Raw genomic sequence first — 19,049 nt, forward strand, 5'->3', positions numbered from 1 at the left:
GTTGTCGGGCTTCGCTTCGATCGAAGCGAAGCCGACTGTCCCAGCGACGCGTCCCGCAACGATTATTCGTGCGGTTCGGTCATGCTCATCGGATCCAACGCTTCGGTCAGCGTCTCTTCGGGAAGGATACCCTTTTCGCGGCACAGTTCGCGAATCGTCTTGCCGGTCGCAAACGCCTCTTTGGCCAACTTGGCCGCCATGTCGTAACCGATCAATGGGTTCAGGCTGGTGCACATCGAAAGGCTCTGTTCGACGGCAGCTTCGCACGCTTCGGGATTGGCTTCCAATTCCGCGACGCAGAAATCGACAAACGCTTCGGTTCCCGCGGACAGCAGGTGGATCGACTCAAGAGTCGTTTGAGCCATTACGGGCATCATAATGTTCAGCTGGAAGTTGCCGCCGGTCGCTCCCGACATCGTGATGCAGGCGTCGTTGCCGACGACGCGGGCGTTCAACTGCATCATGCTTTCGCACATCACGGGATTGACTTTGCCTGGCATGATCGAGCTGCCCGGCTGGCGGCTGGGCAGCTTCAATTCAAAGAAGCCGCAGCGAGGGCCGCTGCCCAACCATCGGATGTTGTTCGAAACGTTGAACAGCGTCTGGGCGATGCACTTCAGTTGCCCGTGGCATTCGACCAAACCATCGCGTTGGGCGTTGGCTTCGAAGTGGTTTTCGGCTTCTACGAAATCGATGTTCGTTTCGCTGGCCAGGATCTCCGACACGCGGCGGCCAAATTCGGGATGGGTGTTGATCCCGGTGCCGACAGCCGTCCCGCCGACTGGCAGTTCGCAAACCGCAGCGATCGCGGATTGGGCGCGGCCGATCGAGAGGTCGATCTGGCGGACAAAGCCACCGATCTCTTGTCCCAGTCGCAGTGGCGTGGCGTCCATCAAGTGGGTGCGTCCGATCTTGATCAACTGGTCCCAAGCTGTCGCCTTTTCTTGCAAGCTGTCGCGCAGCCGCTGCAACGCCGGAATCAAACGCTCTTTGATTTCGATCCCCACGGCGACGTGGATCGCGGTCGGGAAGGTGTCGTTGGTGCTCTGCCCCATGTTGACGTGATCGTTCGGATGGATCGTCTTCTTTTCGGCAAACCGATCGCCACCGGCCAATTCAATCGCTCGGTTGGAGATGACTTCGTTGACGTTCATATTGCTGCTGGTTCCCGACCCGGTCTGGAAGACATCGATCGGAAACTGATCGGCCAACCCGCCATCGGCGACTTCGCGGCAAGCCTTCGACAGACACTCGACATCGTGTTCGGTCAACGGATTCATTCCCGAACCAGTCAGTTTGCCGAGGTCGTAGTTGGCGCGGGCGGCCGCGAATTTAACCAAGCCCATCGCTTGAATCATCGGACCAGGCAAACGCCAGCCGCTGATCGGAAAGTTTTCCACGGCGCGTTGGGTTTGAGCGCCGTAGTAGGCCTCTGCAGGAACCTGAACTTCGCCCATGGAATCGCGTTCGACTCGATATTCACTCATAATTTATCCGCTGCCTGGTGTGGAATGACTTGATTGGGGGAGGAATGTTCACTGACCTACTGCCGCCGTCAATGCTCCAGCCAGATCGCATGCGATGCGCCACGGTTGTAAGAGCTGCCAGCTGGCCAAGATACGCGATTTTACCGAGATCGATTCAAACCGACCAGCGGCAGCCCGGCGGGGGATGTACGATAAAGAACGCCCAAACGGCAATTTTTTGCGCCCCCGATCGATCTCAAACCGAGCCTATCCATTCAACCGATCGATCCCACTTTGTCTGAACGCTCTCACGCAGAATACGTATGTCCGAACGAACCGATGCCGATTTGCAGGCCTTTCTCGATGAATCGCTCCCCGCGGCGCAGATGGCGGAAATCGAAGCCGAACTGCGAGACGACACCGATTTGCACCAACGCCTCGCCACACTCCGCGGCCAACAGGACGCGGGGATGCACGGTTTGGGAGCGATCTGGCGGCGGCACCGCGTCTCTTGCCTCAGTCGCGAAGAACTGGGGCAGTTCCTGCTGGGAGTGATGGACGAACAAGCGGCGGAATATGTCCGCTTCCACGTCCAACGGATCGGTTGCCGGTATTGCGAAGCGAATCTCGAAGACCTGCAGGGGCAACAGCGCGAAGCCGCCACGCAAACCGCCACCCGCCGTCGCAAATACTTTCAGACCAGCGTCGGCCATCTGAAAAAGTAGCGGAATGTTAAAGCCAGCGGCGTCGGTAGCTTGCGTTCATGCTTCAGGCTCTCCCCGTAAGATCGTCCAGTAGCCACCGAGTTCTCCGAGCACACAGAGGAAATCACTGGCAAGCTCAAGTCTCTGTGAACTCCTGCTCTCTGTGGCTTAACGAATTGGATATGTGACCATCTCCGGGTGCCACTGGCTCTTGCCAGTGCTTCCCAATCGAAGTCCCAGGGTTGGCACGACCGAAGGTATTGCCAGTGCCATGCAACCATACTCGAGCTACGCCTCCGTGAGCGGCAAACGTTTCCAGCGTTGGGTAACGGTTCGATCTGTTCTGTCTTGGGACTTCGGCATAAAAGCACTGGCAAGAGCCAGTGGCACCCACGGGGGTGCATTTCTTCAATAGCCACTGAGTCCACCGAACACACTGTGAAAAATCACAGTCAAGCTCAAGCCTCTGTAAACTCCTGCTCTCTGTGGCTGTAGTACGACCGCTCCGGGTGCCACTGGCTCTTGCCAGTGCTTCCTGGTCGAAGTCCCAGGGTTGGCACGACCGAAGGTATTGCCAGTGCCATGCAACCATACTCGAGCTAAGCCTCCGTGAGCGGCAAACGTTTCCAGCCTTGGACAACGGTTCGATCTGTTCTGTCTTGGGACTTCGGCATAAAAGCACTGGCAGAGCCAGTGGCACCCACGGGGGTGCATTTCTTCAATAGCCACTGAGTCCACCGAACACACTGTGAAAAATCACAGTCAAGCTCAAGTCTCTGTGAACTCCTGTCCTCTGTGGCTGTAGTACGACCGCTCCGGGTGCCACTGGCTCTTGCCAGTGCTTCCTGGTCGAAGTCCCAGGGTTGGCACGACCGAAGGTATTGCCAGTGCCATACAACAATACGCGAGCGAAGCCTCCGTGAGCGGCAAACGTTTCCAGCGTTGGGTAACGGTTCGATCTGTTCTGTCTTGGGACTTCGGCATAAAAGCACTGGCAGAGCCAGTGGCACCCACGGGGGTGCATTCTTCAATAGCCACTGAGTCCACCGAGCACACAGAGGAAATCACCTTCAAGCTCAAGTCTCAGTGAACTCCTGTCCTCTGTGGCTGTAAAACGACCGCTCCGGGTGCCACTGGCTCTTGCCAGTGCTTCCCAATCGAAGGCTCAGGGTTGGCACAACCGATGATATTGCCTGAGGTGGTGACCTGATCCCGGGCGCGCCCTGGGATTATTCTTGACCTGGGTGAGGGGATTCAAACTGAGTGGGTTTCTGATAGCCAAGACTCGAGTGCTTTCGGTCTTGGTTGTAGCATCTGAAGTAACTTCCGAGTTCACGTTCTCCTTCAGTCACTGTTTCGTATGCGATCATCTCCAGCTCAGTCTTGATTGTTCCAAAGCAACTTTCCATAAATGCGTTGTCGTAGCCGTCGCCAGCACGACTCATGCTCTGTCGAATTGACGACCGCTTGAGGATCTGCCTGGGTACTGGCCACCACGATCGCTGTGATGGATCAAGAGCTGTCCTGCGGCTGGCGCCGAGCCCTTTCAAGCTAGCATGGGCGTGCCTCGGCATCTATTTTGCACTGATATCTAAGTAGCTTATTTATCGGAAGTTACGCGAAACGAGGTGGAATGATGACTGTTGATGAACTGCTTGATCGCTTCAAAAATGAGTGCCCTGTGGCGATGGGCACTCGACTGGTGCTCAATCATCTGCTCAGCGACGAGCGAATCGACACTCTATTTGCCACTCACGCAGGCTCTCAAAGATGCGGTGAACTCCTGTTCTCATCGGTCGCTGACATCATGGCCTGTGTTGCCTTGAACATCAAACCTTCGGTCAATGCTGCTTACAAAAAGCACAAAGAAAAACTGAAAGTCTCTGTCACATCCGTTTACAACAAGCTGCAAGGTATCGAGACCCAAGTGAGCCGCGCCTTGGTAAGTGAAACGGCGGCCGAGCTTTCGCAGTTGTGGGACCATCTCGAAGGTCCCAAACCACCGCCTGTGTTGAGCGGTTACAAGACACGGATCATCGACGGCAACCATCTGGCTGGGACCGAGCATCGAATCAAAGAGCTTCGGACCCTCGGCGCAGCGGCCTTGCCTGGCACCACTATCCCTATCTTAGATCCCGACAAGAAATTACTTGTCGATGTGATTCTTAGTCGCGATGGGCATGCCAACGAAGCCACGTTACATCCGGAGATTCTTGAGCTTGTTGAAAAAGGGGATGTCTGGATCGGCGACCGTCATTTTGCTTCACAGAAGATGATGACCACGATTGCCTTGGACAAGAAAGCCTTCTTTGTTTTTCGTCATTCAAAGGGCTTGTTACCAAATTGGGAATCGCTAGGAGAACGCCGGAAAATCGGGCGTTGTGACGGCGGAACACTGTACGAACAGACGATTGCGTTTACCTATCAAGGGCTTACGATTTGCCCGCGTCGGGTCACGATCGAACTCGACACACCAACTCGCAAGGGCGACACCGCCGTTCACGTCTTGACCAATCTTCCCCAACGGGTTAGTGCGAAAAACGTGGCGAATGCTTATCGCAAGCGATGGAATATCGAAACCGCATTCCAGCATCTTGCCACGACACTGAACAGTGAGATAAATACGCTTGGATATCCTCAAGCGGCCCTGTTCAGTTTTTGCATGTCGATGATGATGTACAACCTAATAAGCGTGATGAAAACATCGATTGGCTGTGCAGCAGGTGACGCGGATTTAGCCGACGAGGTTTCCAGTTACTATGCAGCCAACGACGTCTCTGAATCGTGGAAGGGGTTCATGACGGCTGTGACTGAAAAGGAGTTTGATTCAGTCTATGGAAAACTAACCCTCAGACAGCTCGCCAAGGAGTTGGTCGACGTCGCTCGGAAACTCGATTTCAGTCAATACCGAAAGAGTCACCGAGGACCAAAGAAGCCACCACCAAAAAGGAAAAGCGGAAATCGTGGTAACCATGAATCGACAGCTAGAATCCCCGACCAAAGAGCCACGGAATGCTAGCTTGAAAGGGCTCGGCTCGCGCCACAGGCTTTTTGCTGTCGCCTACTCCGCGGCTCTTCATTGTCGTTCTCACGTTGGAACGGAGGCCCGCTTAATGCGTGTGTGCTTCTTCCTTAAATTCTCCGGTGTAGGGAGTGCCGTCGATCACGCCGGTCATCGTGCCGGCATACTCCTGTACGACGCCCAGTTTCTCGTGCGTGCCGACAAAGCGTGAAGCCGTTCCGTCGGGGTCGCCTTCCTGCGGCGATGGCTTCAAGGTGACTTGCATCTCGGGATCGACGATCGTCAGTTCGATCGCTTCGGAAGCGATCGGCGCAGCTGTCTTCTCGTCGCCACCTAAAACGTAAACAGTCGCTTCGGTTTTGTCGTGGTCGACTGTGAATTCGACATGAAACTTCCCTCCGCCCCAATCGGCGATCGTTCCGTCGTGCGGGCCGACGTCGTGTCCGTGCCCTGCCTCGCTGTGGTCGGTCTCGGGATGATCGTGACCATGGTCGTCGGTCGCGCTCTCGGCGGCTGGGGTTGCGTCTTCGGTCGCCGTGTCGGCCGGTTTACATCCGGTCAAACCAAGAGCACCGGTTGCGAGCAGGGCAGAGAGAAACCAGTTTGAAAACTTCATCGTACTAATCCTATGGGAACCAACAGAAATCCCGGTCCACAGCGGACCGCGCGAAAGTGATTTAATTGTTTAAGTCAAAGTCTCGAACTGCGAATCGTCATCCTCTGCCGTGCCGCTCGCCAAAGCTGCTGCGTCTTTACCGCTGAACGCCCAGAACAGGCCGGGGTGAATCAAAAACTCACAAAAGGTCGACGTGGTCAGTCCACCGAGGATCACCGTAGCGACGGGATACAGGATCTCTCGCCCCGGTTCTTGGCCGCCAAGGACCAGCGGAATCAGTCCGATCCCAGCAGTCAACGCCGTCATCAAAACGGGAGCCAGGCGTTCCAGGCTGCCCCGCAGCACCATCGCCTGCGTAAACGATTCGCCTTCCTCTTTCATCAAGTGGAAATAGTGGGTGACTAGCAGGATCCCATTGCGAACCGCGATTCCGCCCAGCGAAATGAAGCCGACCAAACTGGCAACGGTCAGACTCTGGTCGGTGATCACCAACGCCAACACGCCGCCGATAAAAGCTGTCGGCAGGGCGTTGAGGATCTGCAACACGATCCGCACCGACGGGAACAACAACATCAGCACGACAAACATCCCCACCACCGAAACCCCGGCCAACGCGATGATCCACTGCGTCGCTCGCTGCTGGCTCTCAAACTGCCCACCATATTCGATATAGTACCCGATCGGCAGTTGAATCTGCCCGTCGATGCGTTGCTTGATCTCGCCGACCGCGCTGGCCAAATCGCGGCCCTGCGTGTTGCATCGCACCGCGATCCGCCGCCGCGCGTCTTCGCGATTGACCGAGTTGGGTCCGGAGCCTTCGCCGATATTCGCGATCTCTTGCAGTTCGATCTGTCCGCGATCGGCGTATCCAGGGTGATCGGGCAGATCGATTCGCAACCGACCGAGGTTAGCGTAATCGGTCCGGTAGGCTTCTTCCAGTCGAACCATCAGGTCGAATCGCCGCTGCCCCTCGAGCACCTGCGACACGACTTCCCCCTGCAACGCGATCTGCAAGACATCGGCGACGTATTGCCGCGTCAGACCGTACAAGGCCAGATCGTCCGATCGCAATTGGATATGCAGTTCGGCAACTTGCTGGATCGGTTCGACGACCGGCGGCGTAATCCCAGGGACCGTCTGCAGCGTCGACTTCACCTGTTCGCCAAGCCGCTGCAGCGTGTCGAGATCGTCGCCATGAATTTTGATCGCGATCTGCGCGTAGACGCCCGAGACCATGTGGCTGATCAGATGCGCAAGCGGTTGTTCGACTTCGATGTCCACGCCCGGTGCTTCGTTTTTCAACTTATCGAGCAACCCGGCCAAGATCTCCTCGCGATCCTGATCGACTTCCGGATTCATACTCAAAATGTATTCGCCGACGTTTACCGGCGAGGCGTGCTCGTCCAGTTCCGCTCGCCCCGTGCGGCGGACAAAATGCAAGATCTCGCCCTCGGGACGATCTTCGTTTTTCTGCATCGATTGGAAGACGGCATCGATCGTTTGCGAGACTCGATTTGAAGTTTCCAGCGAGGAGCCCGGCGGCAACGTGACGTTGACTTGCACGCTCCCCTCGTCGAACGGCGGCAGGAAATTACGCCCCAGTTGCGACATCTGCCAAGCTGCCACCAGCACTCCCAACCACGTCGCGCACAGCAGCATCCGCGGCCAGGCCATGCTCAATTGAATCCAAGGCGTGACAGCTCTCTTCAAGCCGCGCAACAGCAGCCCGTCGTGATCGCGGTGCGTTGCCGACGACTTGGGCAACAAGTAATACGACAGCGCCGGCGTGACAGTCAACGAAACGAGAAAGGACGCCAGGATCGAAATGATGTAGGCGAGTCCCAGCGGCGCGAACAACCGTCCCTCGACGCCCGACAGCGCGAACAGCGGCAGGAAGACCAGGATCACGACCGCGGTGCCAAACATGATCGCGCTGCGGATCTCTTTGCTCGCTTCAAAGACGACTTGAATCGCAGCCCGCCGCGTCGGGGCTGCGTTGTTTTCTTTCAGTCGTCGGAAGATGTTTTCGACGTCGACGATCGCGTCGTCGACAAGTTCCCCCATCGCGACGGCGATCCCTCCCAGCGTCATCACGTTGATCGAAAGCTCGCTGCCGCTGAACCATCCGATCCAACGGAAGACCAACGTCGTGATCACCAACGACAGCGGGATCGCGGTCAGGGTGATGAAGGTCGTGCGAAAGTTCAGCAGGAATAGAAACAGCACGACCATCACCAGGAAGGCACCGATCACCAACGCTTCGGCAACATTAAAGATCCCGCGGTCGATGAAGTTCTTCAGCCGAAACAGTTCGCTGTTGATGATGATGTCCGCCGGCAGCGACGCTTCGACTTCGGCAAACGCCGCTGCGATATCGTTAGTCAATTGACGCGTGTCGACGTGCGGTTGTTTGACGGTCGTGAAGACGATCCCCGGTCGGCCATCGACGCTGCCATCGCCTCGCTTCAGTTGAGGCCCTTCGCTGACGCGGGCCACTTGTTCCAACAGCACCGAGCGTTTGGGATGATATCCGACGGGGATCTTCTTCAAGTCTTCGATCACCACCCGCGACTCGGGCCCCAGCCGTCCGAGGATCCGGATCGACCGCTCGGTCTCGCCGGTCACGGCAAAACCGCCGCTGGTGTTGATGTTACTTTCTCGCAGTGCTTGCGCGACGTCCTGCACCGTGACGTCGTATTCCAATAGGGCTGTCGGATCGATCAGGATCTGGTACTGCTTGCGATCGCCTCCCTGCATGAAGACCTCTGCCACCCCGGTCGTCTTCAGCAGCCTTGGGCGGATGATCCAGTCGGCGACGGTGCGGAGATCCAATTGCTGTTTGGCGTCGCTGTAGAAGTTGACGTCGTGTTCCTGCCCATCGATTTGAATCGTCGCGATGCCAACGCCGTCGGGCGATTCCCCGGCCAATTGAGGATCGTCGGCCGCAGCGGCAGTCCATGTGATCGACTGCGTTTCCACAGGCGTCCAGGTTTTTAAGTCCTTGCGCTCGACCGGCTGCCAAACGCGAATCGCTTCGGCCGGGTCGGCGGCATCGATTCGTTCGGCCATCAACCCGGTCTTCCCCACAACGGCCAATTTGCCGCCGCGCGGCCCCGGTTGCCGGTAGATCCCCGCGATGACGATCTGCCCCATGATCGATGAAGGAGGCGTCATCTGAGGACGAATCCCTGCGGGCAGGATGCCTTGCAGGGTGGTCAGCCGTTCCTGGACAGTCTGTCGCGCCGCGCGGATCTGCGTCGACCAATCGAATTCGATGTAGATCACGTTCAGCCCGGCCGTTGTCTGGCTGCGCACGGCTTGCACGCCATTGGCTCCGATCAACGCGATTTCGATCGGCTGGGTGACCAGCGTCTCGACTTCTTCGGTCGCCAGGCCAGGAGCTTCGGTGATGATTACCACCCGCGGCCGATCGAGGTCAGGAAAGACATCGATCGGCATCTGGGCCGCTTGGTACGAACCGTACACAAGCAGCGCCAGGCTGATCACCACGACCAGCATCCGGTAACGCAACGAGAAATGAATGACAGCGTCTAACATGATGGCAACTTTCAGTGGGCGGCGTGGACGGTGCCATCGGGATGAACGTGAACGCCGACTTGTTGGCCGCTGGCCGCTTGCGACCGGAGGACGCGGTTCAGCGAGGCGGCAGCGTTCTGAGCCAGGTAGGTTCCCGGTGTCACGCTGCCATCGTTGGCCAGCACGATCGATTGACGATCTTCGTGCAGCACATGCACGGGCAGACGTTTGAAGAGGTCGCCGTTTTGCATGAAGACATAGGCTTCGGGGCCGTCGCGGACGACCGCCGCCGCGGGCAGCACCAACACGTTCTCCAGTTTCTCGACGGGAACGTGCAGTCGAACGCGTTGCCCCGGTCGGAATCGCCAGACCAGGAAGGTTTGTTCCGCCTTCTGGTAGGCACGCGATTGGTTTCGCAGTGGAATGAAGAAGTCGAACGTGCGGCTGTTCGTGTCGATGGCATTGCTGAGGTGGCGGATCTCAAACCGCTGCTCGAGTTCGGGCCATTGGTCGGTTGCGTCGTCGGCGAATTCGAGGTCGATCGCTCGCCCTTCTTGAGCGGCTTGTTCCAGGAACGGTGCCTCTCGCTTGAAGGCATGCCCCACGACATACAACGCCTGGTGATTGGCGAGCGTCGCCAACGGTTGCCCGGCTTGCACCTGTTGGCCAAGTTCTACCAACAGTTCCTGGACTTCAAACGCAAACTCGGGCGCCCGGGAACTGGACGAATCGAAGCGAGCCTGCTGGACCGGCTGAATCGATCGCGCCGCCCGATCGGCATTGGTTTCGGTAAGTGGTACGCTCGGCAGAGCCTCGGGTGCCCGCACCTCGACCGTGGATAAAAAGCTGCCCGATTCGATCTGTTCGATTTGCGCCGAATCGAGGCCGCGCGAACGCAAATCCTGGCGGGCGGCTTCGATCAAGATCTGTTGCCGACGAAGATTGCCTTGCAATTCGATCATCTTGCTTCGGACCACCGCGCCGGAAGTCACTGCATCCGACACGCGATCGATATCGGCTTGGATGATCGAGGTCTCCTGTTTCGCCTTGAACAGCTGAGTCTGCGCCGCTTGCAGGTATTCGCTGAACAATCGCAATGTGAACAGCAGTTCGCCGGGGCGAATAGCATCACCGGGCGAGATGTGGATCTCGGTTACTACGCTGACCGCTGGCGAGGTGACACCGCGATCGGAGACGCCTGGGCGATCGGCCAGCTTGCCAGGGATCTGCAGGCTGCGCCAATAGGTTTGCGGCCGCGCCGGCATCGATTGCAGCCCAAGGTTCTTTCTCGCTTGAGCGCTGATTTCGAGGATCGTCTGTTTTTCCAACGTCGGTTGCGGCGGACTCTCCTTGGCGGCAACGGGAACTCTGCCGGGAAACGGCAGTGCCTCGCGAAAGTACCAGGTCGCAAAAGCGACACCGGCGGCGATCGCAAGTCCGAGTAGAAGTTTTGTAAACGAAGGAGCGTGTTGCATGATGACCTGCATCTTTCCACGGAGACCCATCGGCGTCTTGTTAGATCGCGTGAAGGGGGCGCGAGTTCGCGCGTGCAAATGGAGTGACGATACGCCGGAAACCAATCAGCCTGCCGCCGTTGATGCGACGTAGGTCCGATGGTGCGCAATCGTGGTCGCTATAGCCGTAGAGAGGCTGTCAGAAGGTAGATCGGCAGCTTCGGTCGCCGATGCTCGGACAGGACGCTGTCACGCCGATACAGGCGTTCCCGTTGTGGGATGTTTCCAACGAGCGAGAAGAATGGCAGCGACGACGAATCGAGATTGTTAGCAATTGCGCTGCGAGCGACGGTCCAGTCGGAGTCGGCAAAGTAGATCGCGTCGCCATCGTGGTCGCATGCAAGCGATGGTTCCGCTAACGCATCCGCAGGGGATTCCGCGCCGGCAACGCGTCGGTCCACTTGTCCATGGTGATGCCCGTGATCGTGATCATGGCCGTGCCCGAGATGAACGTGAGGCCGGTGAGCATGGTCGCCTGGCTCCGCACCGCCCGATGCCGCATGCGAATGAGGCACGATATGCCCCAGCATGAAGGTCGCAATTAGCAGCAAAGAGAGAAGTGAACGCATCGGTATTTCTTGATGTTTGGATCGGGGTGAGCCCTTATCGAATGTTAGCGTCGAATCGGTCCGTGGTCTAGCGAGTTTATTGAAAAGCCATCTTTCTTTTCCATCGCCGGAACGTGAACTGCGGCTGCTCGCGAGTCTCGACGACCTGCCACTGGTCGGTATCAAAAGCGGGGAAGTACGCATCGCCACGGTACTGTCCGTGTATCGTACTCAGGTACATCTGGTCGGCGACGTCGAGCGCTTGTTCGTAGATCGAACTGCCACCGGCGATGAAGATTTGTTTGCCCAGGGCTTTGGCTATCGCGATCGCTTTGTCGAACGACGTCGCCACCGGAATCTCATCGAGTTTCGCAGTCCGTGAAACGACGATCAACGAGGTTTCCGGAGCCACATCTTTGCCAAAGATCTCATAGGTTTTCCGCCCCATGATCACCGTTTGGCCGGCGACAAAGTCGAGGTATTGCTGGTATTCAGCGGGTACGTTCCAGGGCATTCCATTTTCGCTGCCGATCACGCGTTCTTCGCTCATCGCGGAGATGATAATCATGCCTGAAGAAGTTCCTTGCTTAAGGGATCTGCAAAACCACACTTTGCCTTGGCTGCAGATTCTCGGCAAGCGGGCAAGCGAGTTTGGATCGCAACGAACTCGATCGGCAACCGCATCGCTGGCGGAGGGCGTTTAGAAATTCGGGTCGTAATAAAACCTGAGGGCGACAATTTTACGGTTTTTCCAAGTCGAAACTTGAACTTGTTCGGGCCAGAACTTCGATCCGTCGATCATGTCCGCCTTGATCGTATACTCGGCCATCGTGACGCCGTTGCCGTCGCCATCGTCCGACGCGACAGCGATCGACCCGATGTCGACACCATGGAACTGCTTCACCTGCGTTAGGAACTGCTTCTCGAAAGCAATCATGTTCGACTTCCCCTCACGCCGCGAACCATCGCCTTCAATTTGGTAAGCGTCGTCGGCGTAGTAGTCCTCCATGACTTCGAGGAACTCTCCCTTGGCACAACGTTTTACAAACGTTCGCTGCATTTCTAACAGTTCGCTCTTGGGCGTTGCGGCATCGGTCATCTTGAACCCTCATCGTTTGAGTTCTACGCGTCGGCCTTGCAGACATGCTGCAGGTCGAAATCATCGGGTGACTTCTGGATCGCTGCTCGCATTCGCTTGGCAGCGTTAAGCGGAATAGATCGCCGGCGGATCGAGGTGTTATTCACCCCGCAGCCATAACGCGAAAAGAGTTTTTGGCCAGAAGTCGAAAAGAAAGAAAAGTGCGTATTTAAATGGAGCGAACAACACAAAAAATGCGAGCGGTCCTTTATCGATCGATGCTGCGTTCGGGCTGGAACGTACATGCCGAACTTCCATTCTCGAAACCCGCTTGAGTCCAGTCAATCAAATTCGCGCCGCGCCCGCTTGTAATTTGTCGGAAATCGAGTTTTGATGACGGAGGTTCTTTTGGTGGATAGATGTCTGTCATAATACGTGTCGCCGTGGTTCCTCGGATCGGCGGCCGAGGTTGCCATAGCGATGGTAGTCGACGCAGACACTTTGCTCGCGAACATAGTGCAGCAGTTCGTAACGGCCGTCGCTGAGGACGGGTGTCTGGCAGATGTAGACGTTGTGTTGGTTTGCCGCTTCGCGAATCGCAGGGTCGACCGTCACGTCGGGTGTCATCCGTATCCGCAGGACCTCTCCCTCTTGGATCGCGTCGATCCATTGTTGCGTCGACTCTTCGATCATCTCGATCCGCGCCGCCCAGTCGGCCGTCAAAAATTCAACCAGTTCGACCAGCGCCGCTGCTTCGCCCGGTCGATGGCTGAGCGTGATCCGACACCCCGCAGCATGCGCCGCGGCGATGCAGCGGACGATGTCCAGCGGACGATCGGTCGGTCCAATGCCGATCCGCAGCGCGGGAATCGGGCGATAGCGGCGTAGGTTGTCTTGACCGACTAGCCGCACGCTGTCGTGTTGTTGGCGATACTCTTCGGTCGCCCAGTGGTCGTAACTGGCTAGCGCCGTCTGCAACCGATCGATCACCGATTTGGTGGTCTCTGTGCCGCCGCAGCGCTCGATCAACGCGGATGTATCGGCAGCCTGCAGGCTCTCGCGCATCGACTGCAATGCCGGCAGCCCGAAGCGATGTGCATTGAACATCTGCGGATGGTCGACCTGGTCGCGGAGCTTCATCAGCGACGCGACGTAATGTGGGCCGCCCGCTTTGATTCCCGGACCAAAGGCGCTTTTGCCAAGCCCGCCAAAGGGTTGCCGCAACACGATCGCGCCGGTTGTCGAACGGTTGATGTAGAGGTTGCCGGCTTGGATCTGTTCCCGCCACAGTTCTTGTTCGCGATCGTCCAGGCTCTCCAGCCCGCTTGTCAAACCGAAGCCTGTCGCATTAACAAGTCGAATCGCTTGCTCTAACTTGCGAAACGGCATCACGCCTAACACCGGGCCAAACAGTTCGGTCATGTGTGTGAAGCTACCCGGTTGAACATTCCACTTGATCCCGGGGCGATAGAGTTGCGGATTGTCGTCGCACGGTTCGGGCATCACCAACCAAGACTCTCCCGGTTCGAGTTCTTTGAGCCCGCGAGCCAGTTCGCCGCTGGGAGGTCGGATCAGCGGACCAACGCGCGTTTGCAGTTCCCACGCCGAACCAACGATCATGCTCTTGCAAGCGTCGGCCAGCATCTCGCGAAACGACTCGTCTTCAAAGACCTCCTCTTCGAGCAGCAGCAGCGAAGTTGCACTGCACTTCTGGCCGCTGTGGCCAAAGGCCGATTGCAAAACGTGTTTGATCGCCAGGTCCCGGTCGGACAAACCGGTCACGATCGTCGCGTTTTTGCCTCCGGTCTCGGCGGCTAAAGCGAGGTCGGGCCGGATCCGCAGCATCGACTCAGCCGTCTCGGTTCCGCCGGTCAAGATCACGATGTCGACCTCGGGGTTCTCGACAAGTCGGCGGCCTGCGTCGCTGCCACGGCAGGGAACCAATTGCAGCACTTCGCGCGGCACGCCGGCGTCCCAGAACGCTTGGCACATCAGATAGGCTGGCAGCACCGTTTCCGATGCCGGTTTCAACAGCACCGTGTTGCCGGCGGCCAGCGCCGCCGCGACGCCTCCGCAGGGGATCGCGATCGGGAAGTTCCAGGGGCTGATCACCGCGACCACTCCGGCGCCCGACGCTTCGACCTGTGGCGATTGATACGCTTGGTCGGCGCACAGGCTGTAGAACTCGATGAAGTCGATAGCCTCGCTGACCTCGGGATCGCTTTCGGCGAGCGTCTTGCCGCCGTCGATGAGCGCTGCGGCCAGCAGGTCGCCACGCTGTTGGCGAAGCAGTTGAGCCGCATCGCGCAAGGTGGCGGAGCGAGCTTCCGATGGCATCGATCGCCAATTGCGAGGGTCTTGCCGAGCGCAGGCGATTGCCGCGTCGAGATCGTCGCTTGTCGCCATCGCATACCGGCAGGCGATCTTGCTGGGCCGCGAAGGATCGCGACTTTCGACGATCTCCCGCGCGTCGGTCACTTCGCGTCCGGCGATCGACAGCGGGATCTGCGTTGCCGAATCGTCGCAGCGATCGCGCCATGACGCCAGCAATTCCTGAGCCCAGCGGCTGTTCTGTGGCAGCGACCAATCGGTGTTCGGTTCGTTGATAAACTGCTGCCACGTATCGCCCACCTCTGGCCTCGCGGGAACTTGGCTGCGATCCTGCTGGCGCCGCGGTTTGGTCGTGACCGAATCGATCGCCACCAGCGACGCGCGAAAACCGTCGGCCAGCGTTTGCCAGGTCTCGGTGCCCGGTTGCAATTGAAACGCGTAGCGGAGAAAGTTTTCCGGCCCCGTGTTTTCGTCCAGTCGGCGGATCAGATAACCGATCGCGTATAGGAAGTCGGTTTGCTCGCAAGCCGGCGCGTACAACAGCATGCTGCCGGTCAGTTCCAGTAGCGCGCGACGCTGCTGATTCGCCATCCCCTCGAGCATCTCAAACTGCACGCGCTGCAGCGCATCGGCTTCGGTCGCCCAAATCGCTGCCAAGGCGATGTCGAACAGGTTGTGCGATGCGACACCCAATCGCAACGCGGCCGAATTCTCTGGAGCCAAGATCGTGCGGATCATCCGCTTGTAGTTTGCGTCGGTTTCGTGTTTTGTTGTGTAGGGAGCTTGTGGCCAGCCTTCGGTCGACGCTTCGACGCGTTCCATCTCCATGTTCGCTCCTTTGACCACGCGGATCGTCAACGGCAATCCGCCGGCGGCGGTCCGCCGCTGCGCCCATTGAGCCAGATCTTGCAAGACCTCAAACGAATCGGGGATGTACGATTGCAACGCGATCCCGGCGCGGACCTGCGACAGTTCGGGGCGATCGAGCGTCCGCTTCAGCACATCGACTGTCAGATGCAGGTCGCGATATTCCTCCATGTCCAGATAGACGAACTTGCTGGTCTGCGAGCCGTCGCGTCGTTGGAAGGTCTGTCGCATCGCGGCGCGATAGAGTAGTTCCAGCCGGTCGACGATCACGCTTTCGGTATGCGTCCTAGCCAGCGTCGAGATCTGCGAATAGATCGTCGAAACCTTGACCGAGATGCATTCGATCTCGGGCATCTGCAGCGCCGCGAGATACTTTTTCAGCCGCGTCCGCGTTTCGTTCTCGCCCAGCAACGCCTCGCCCAGCAGCGAGACGTTCATCCGGATCCCTTCGCGTTGCCGCTCGCGGAGATGCTTTTCCAGGACCTCCTTCTCCGCCGGCAGGATCACGTTGGCCGTCTCGTGCCGCATCTTGTCTTTGACCATCGGCACGGCGACGCCGGGCAGGTAGCCGCCGAAGGTTTGGAACCCACGCAGCAGCGTGCGGTCCAGTGGGCTGAAGAATCGCGGCACGCCTTGGACGTCGAGGATGTGAGTCAGTTGGTCGGCGACGCGTTGCGGAACGTCGGTTCGGAACGCTTGGTCGGTCATCTCGACAAGTGTCGCTTTGTCCTCTTGGTGTCCGATCATGCGGTCGAGTTCGGATTGTTGGCGGTGTTCGGCCGGCGTCAGTAGTTGGTGGGACCGCTTCAGCAACTGCTGTGCCAGGGCGATCGCGCGGGCCGCGTCGCGCTGCCACCCGGTCAAGCCGGAGGCCGCCGATTCGGTGGCGGCAACTGCCTCGGGAAGGTTGAGAAAAGGGGACTCTTCCGCGGTTCGGTCCGAAGCTGAGGATGACACGGTGTCGATTCTCCGTTTAGAATTGTTAGATGCCAACAAACCAACCCGTCGAACTGCCGCTGCCCGTGCAACCGATGACCCGACTGGGTGAACAGCGGTCGCAAACGCGGAACGCTTACAACCAGGCATCGGTCGGGCTCGCTTACGGGCGTCACGCCGGACCGGTTCCGGGAGACGCGCGTCAAGCGGCAGTTCTTATCATGTTGGCATGGGACGGGGCGCAATGGAACCTGCCGCTGACCAAACGCCCGACCAGTCTGCGACATCACGGCGGGCAGATCTGTTTCCCCGGCGGCCGTTTAGAGGCGGGCGAATCGGCCGTTGAGGCGGCGGTTCGCGAGTTCGACGAGGAACTGGGGATGGTTCCGGACGATCTGCAGGTCTTGGGGCGGTTGTCGACGATGCATGTCTACGCCAGCCACAACGTCGTCACGCCGATCGTTGCGGCGACGCGCCAGTCGATGCAGTTCCGTCTGGATCCGGTGGAGGTCGACCAGGCGATCATGCTCCCCTGGGACGCGTTGACCGATCAATCGCGGTGGACGATGCGGAGCATGCAGCGGCCGATCTCCCGCAATCGCCAGGTGGTTGATTCGTTCACGTTCCGATATCGGGCGCTGCAATTTGGCGAGCATCTGATTTGGGGAGCGACCGCGATGATGCTGGCGGAACTGTGCCAGGTCGGTTACCGGTAACGCGGGTCCGCGGCAACGCAGACTTTGCTCGATTGTGGCCCTCCCCGAGTCGCACTTTGGCGATTAGGATAACGTGCCGTAATCGATTTTTTGCCCGATTTCACTACGGTTAACCAGCCATGTTCGAAACGATCCAAACCGCTCCCCCCGACTCGATCCTCGGTCTGACCGAAGCGTTCCAAAAAGATGCCAATCCCGCCAAGATCAATCTCAGCGTTGGTGTTTATAAGGATCCGTCGGGGCAGACGCCCGTCTTGCGTTGCGTGAAACAGGCTGAAGAAACGCTGTTGAAGACCGAAACGACCAAGGGCTATCTGGGGATCGATGGCTTGCCAGAGTATCGCCAGCACCTGCATGGGCTGGTCTTTGGCGAACAGGTGCCCGCGTCGCGAGTCGCCATCGTGCAGACCCCAGGCGGAACCGGAGCCCTTCGTGTCGCGGCCGATCTGATCGCGGGCCAGTTGAAGCCGGCTCAAATCTGGCTGTCGAATCCAACTTGGGCCAACCACAACGCGATCTTCACCGCTGCGGGCGTTGGCGTGCAGTCTTACGCCTACCTCAACGCTGAGAAGACCGGGCTCGATTTCGACGCAATGCTCGAGGATTTGAAGACCAAGCCGCGGACGGGCGACGTCGTTCTGTTGCACGCTTGCTGCCACAACCCGACGGGCGTCGATCCGACAGCGGAGCAATGGGCTCAGATCGCCGAGGTCGTTCGCGAGCGCGGGCTGCTGCCGCTTGTCGATTTCGCCTACCAAGGCTTTGGCCAAGGGATCACCGAAGACGCCGTTGGGATTCGCACGCTGCTGCAGACTTGCGACGAGATGCTGGTCGCGAGTTCCTTCTCGAAAAACTTTGGACTCTACAGCGAGCGCGTCGGCGGTTTGTCGCTTGTCGCAAAGAATCCGGCAGAGGCGACGGCGGCGCTGAGCCAGTTGAAGCGTGTCGTCCGAACGAATTACAGCAATCCGCCGCGGCATGGTGGAGCGATCGTTGCCACCGTGCTGAGCAGTCCCGAATTGACGACGCTGTGGCACGAAGAGGTCGCCGAGATGCGGAACCGGATCGCTGCGATGCGGAGCCAGTTTGTGGCGCAGATGCACCAGCGGCAAAGCAAGCGAGACTTTTCGTTTTTGCTGTCGCAGAGCGGAATGTTTTCGTTCAGCGGGCTGAACCCGATGCAAGTCGATCAGCTGCGGAACGAATACGCGATCTATATCGTTGGCAGCGGGCGGATCAACGTCGCCGGTATGACCGACGAAAATCTGCCGCGTCTGTGCGACGCTGTCGCTGCGGTTCTCTAATCGCGAATCGCCTGCAACGCTCTGGCGGTCGAATTCAAGAAGCGAGGGATCGGATCGATCCTTCGCTGGCGGGCTGGCACATCGCGCCGATCGCGAGCTGACGCTATTTGCTTGTTGCCAGCGTTTGCAATTGTTGATCGATTTGCTGTGGATCGATCTGAGTGGCCGCGATGGTTTTGCGGCGGTGCGTGTCGCCCGAGATGATCTCGAGTTGACTCTTGCTGATGCCCAGAGTTTTGGCCAGCAGTTTGATGATCGCCGCGTTGGCTTTGCCCTTCTCGGGAGCTTGTGTTACGGCGACGCGAAGGGCTCCATCGTGCTGGCCGCCGACTTCATTGCGTCGGCTGCCAGCGGAAACGTGGATCGCGAATATCAATTGGTTTTCGCGGGGCGTTGTTTCGATCATCGCC

The 19,049-nt window shown here is 58.4% G+C and carries 14 protein-coding genes; 4 read left to right on the forward strand and 10 right to left on the reverse strand.

The features are described 5' to 3' along the window. Window positions 1-62: 62 nt before the first annotated feature. Window positions 63-1,487 (reverse strand): class II fumarate hydratase, encoded by a 1,425-nt coding sequence (locus tag EC9_RS21995; RefSeq protein WP_145285966.1) that lies wholly within the window; start codon window positions 1,485-1,487, stop codon window positions 63-65. Window positions 1,488-1,789: 302 nt separating this feature from the next. On the opposite strand from EC9_RS21995, the gene EC9_RS22000 reads away from it, so the two are divergent. After that, window positions 1,790-2,191 carry an anti-sigma factor gene (locus tag EC9_RS22000; protein ID WP_145348218.1) on the forward strand — a complete coding sequence of 134 codons (402 nt, stop codon included), beginning with the start codon at window positions 1,790-1,792 and terminating at the stop codon, window positions 2,189-2,191. A gap of 1,208 nt (window positions 2,192-3,399) precedes the next feature. Here the strand turns inward: EC9_RS22000 and EC9_RS27390 are convergent. Next, entirely contained in the window at window positions 3,400-3,744 is a 345-nt protein-coding gene (locus EC9_RS27390) for an integrase core domain-containing protein (RefSeq protein ID WP_145348219.1), read from the reverse strand. Window positions 3,745-3,803: 59 nt separating this feature from the next. Here EC9_RS27390 and EC9_RS22010 point away from each other — a divergent pair, with 59 nt between their 5' ends. Continuing rightward, a complete protein-coding gene (locus tag EC9_RS22010; protein ID WP_145348220.1) occupies window positions 3,804-5,189 on the forward strand; it encodes a transposase in 1,386 nt (461 codons plus the stop codon). Between the two features lie 91 nt (window positions 5,190-5,280). Here EC9_RS22010 and EC9_RS22015 read toward each other — a convergent pair whose 3' ends face one another. From EC9_RS22015 to EC9_RS22045, 7 genes are all read right to left on the reverse strand, one after another. Further along, window positions 5,281-5,808 (reverse strand): hypothetical protein, encoded by a 528-nt coding sequence (locus EC9_RS22015; RefSeq protein WP_246105824.1) that lies wholly within the window; start codon window positions 5,806-5,808, stop codon window positions 5,281-5,283. Window positions 5,809-5,877: 69 nt separating this feature from the next. Beyond that, a complete protein-coding gene (locus EC9_RS22020; RefSeq protein ID WP_145348221.1) occupies window positions 5,878-9,366 on the reverse strand; it encodes an efflux RND transporter permease subunit in 3,489 nt (1,162 codons plus the stop codon). A gap of 11 nt (window positions 9,367-9,377) precedes the next feature. Then, window positions 9,378-10,820: an efflux RND transporter periplasmic adaptor subunit gene (locus tag EC9_RS22025; protein WP_145348222.1), complete on the reverse strand. Its 1,443-nt coding sequence runs from the start codon at window positions 10,818-10,820 to the stop codon at window positions 9,378-9,380. A 158-nt stretch (window positions 10,821-10,978) separates the two neighbouring features. Beyond that, window positions 10,979-11,428: a hypothetical protein gene (locus tag EC9_RS22030; RefSeq protein ID WP_145348223.1), complete on the reverse strand. Its 450-nt coding sequence runs from the start codon at window positions 11,426-11,428 to the stop codon at window positions 10,979-10,981. Window positions 11,429-11,504: 76 nt separating this feature from the next. Then, on the reverse strand, window positions 11,505-11,975 hold the full coding sequence (locus EC9_RS22035; RefSeq protein ID WP_145348224.1) for a dihydrofolate reductase: 471 nt from the start codon (window positions 11,973-11,975) through the stop codon (window positions 11,505-11,507). A 132-nt stretch (window positions 11,976-12,107) separates the two neighbouring features. Next, complete coding sequence (locus tag EC9_RS22040; RefSeq protein ID WP_145348225.1) at window positions 12,108-12,506, reverse strand: nuclear transport factor 2-like protein; 399 nt, start codon at window positions 12,504-12,506, stop codon at window positions 12,108-12,110. Window positions 12,507-12,911: 405 nt separating this feature from the next. After that, complete coding sequence (locus tag EC9_RS22045; protein WP_246105825.1) at window positions 12,912-16,640, reverse strand: proline dehydrogenase family protein; 3,729 nt, start codon at window positions 16,638-16,640, stop codon at window positions 12,912-12,914. 29 nt (window positions 16,641-16,669) lie between these two features. Here EC9_RS22045 and EC9_RS22050 point away from each other — a divergent pair, with 29 nt between their 5' ends. After that, on the forward strand, window positions 16,670-17,335 hold the full coding sequence (locus EC9_RS22050) for an NUDIX hydrolase (RefSeq protein ID WP_145348227.1): 666 nt from the start codon (window positions 16,670-16,672) through the stop codon (window positions 17,333-17,335). Between the two features lie 119 nt (window positions 17,336-17,454). After that, window positions 17,455-18,639: an amino acid aminotransferase gene (locus tag EC9_RS22055; protein ID WP_145348228.1), complete on the forward strand. Its 1,185-nt coding sequence runs from the start codon at window positions 17,455-17,457 to the stop codon at window positions 18,637-18,639. Window positions 18,640-18,742: 103 nt separating this feature from the next. Here the strand turns inward: EC9_RS22055 and EC9_RS22060 are convergent, their stop codons facing one another. Further along, window positions 18,743-19,045: a DUF167 domain-containing protein gene (locus tag EC9_RS22060; protein WP_145348229.1), complete on the reverse strand. Its 303-nt coding sequence runs from the start codon at window positions 19,043-19,045 to the stop codon at window positions 18,743-18,745. Window positions 19,046-19,049 lie beyond the last annotated feature (4 nt).

This window comes from Rosistilla ulvae, from assembly GCF_007741475.1.
GTDB classification, from domain to species: domain Bacteria; phylum Planctomycetota; class Planctomycetia; order Pirellulales; family Pirellulaceae; genus Rosistilla; species Rosistilla ulvae.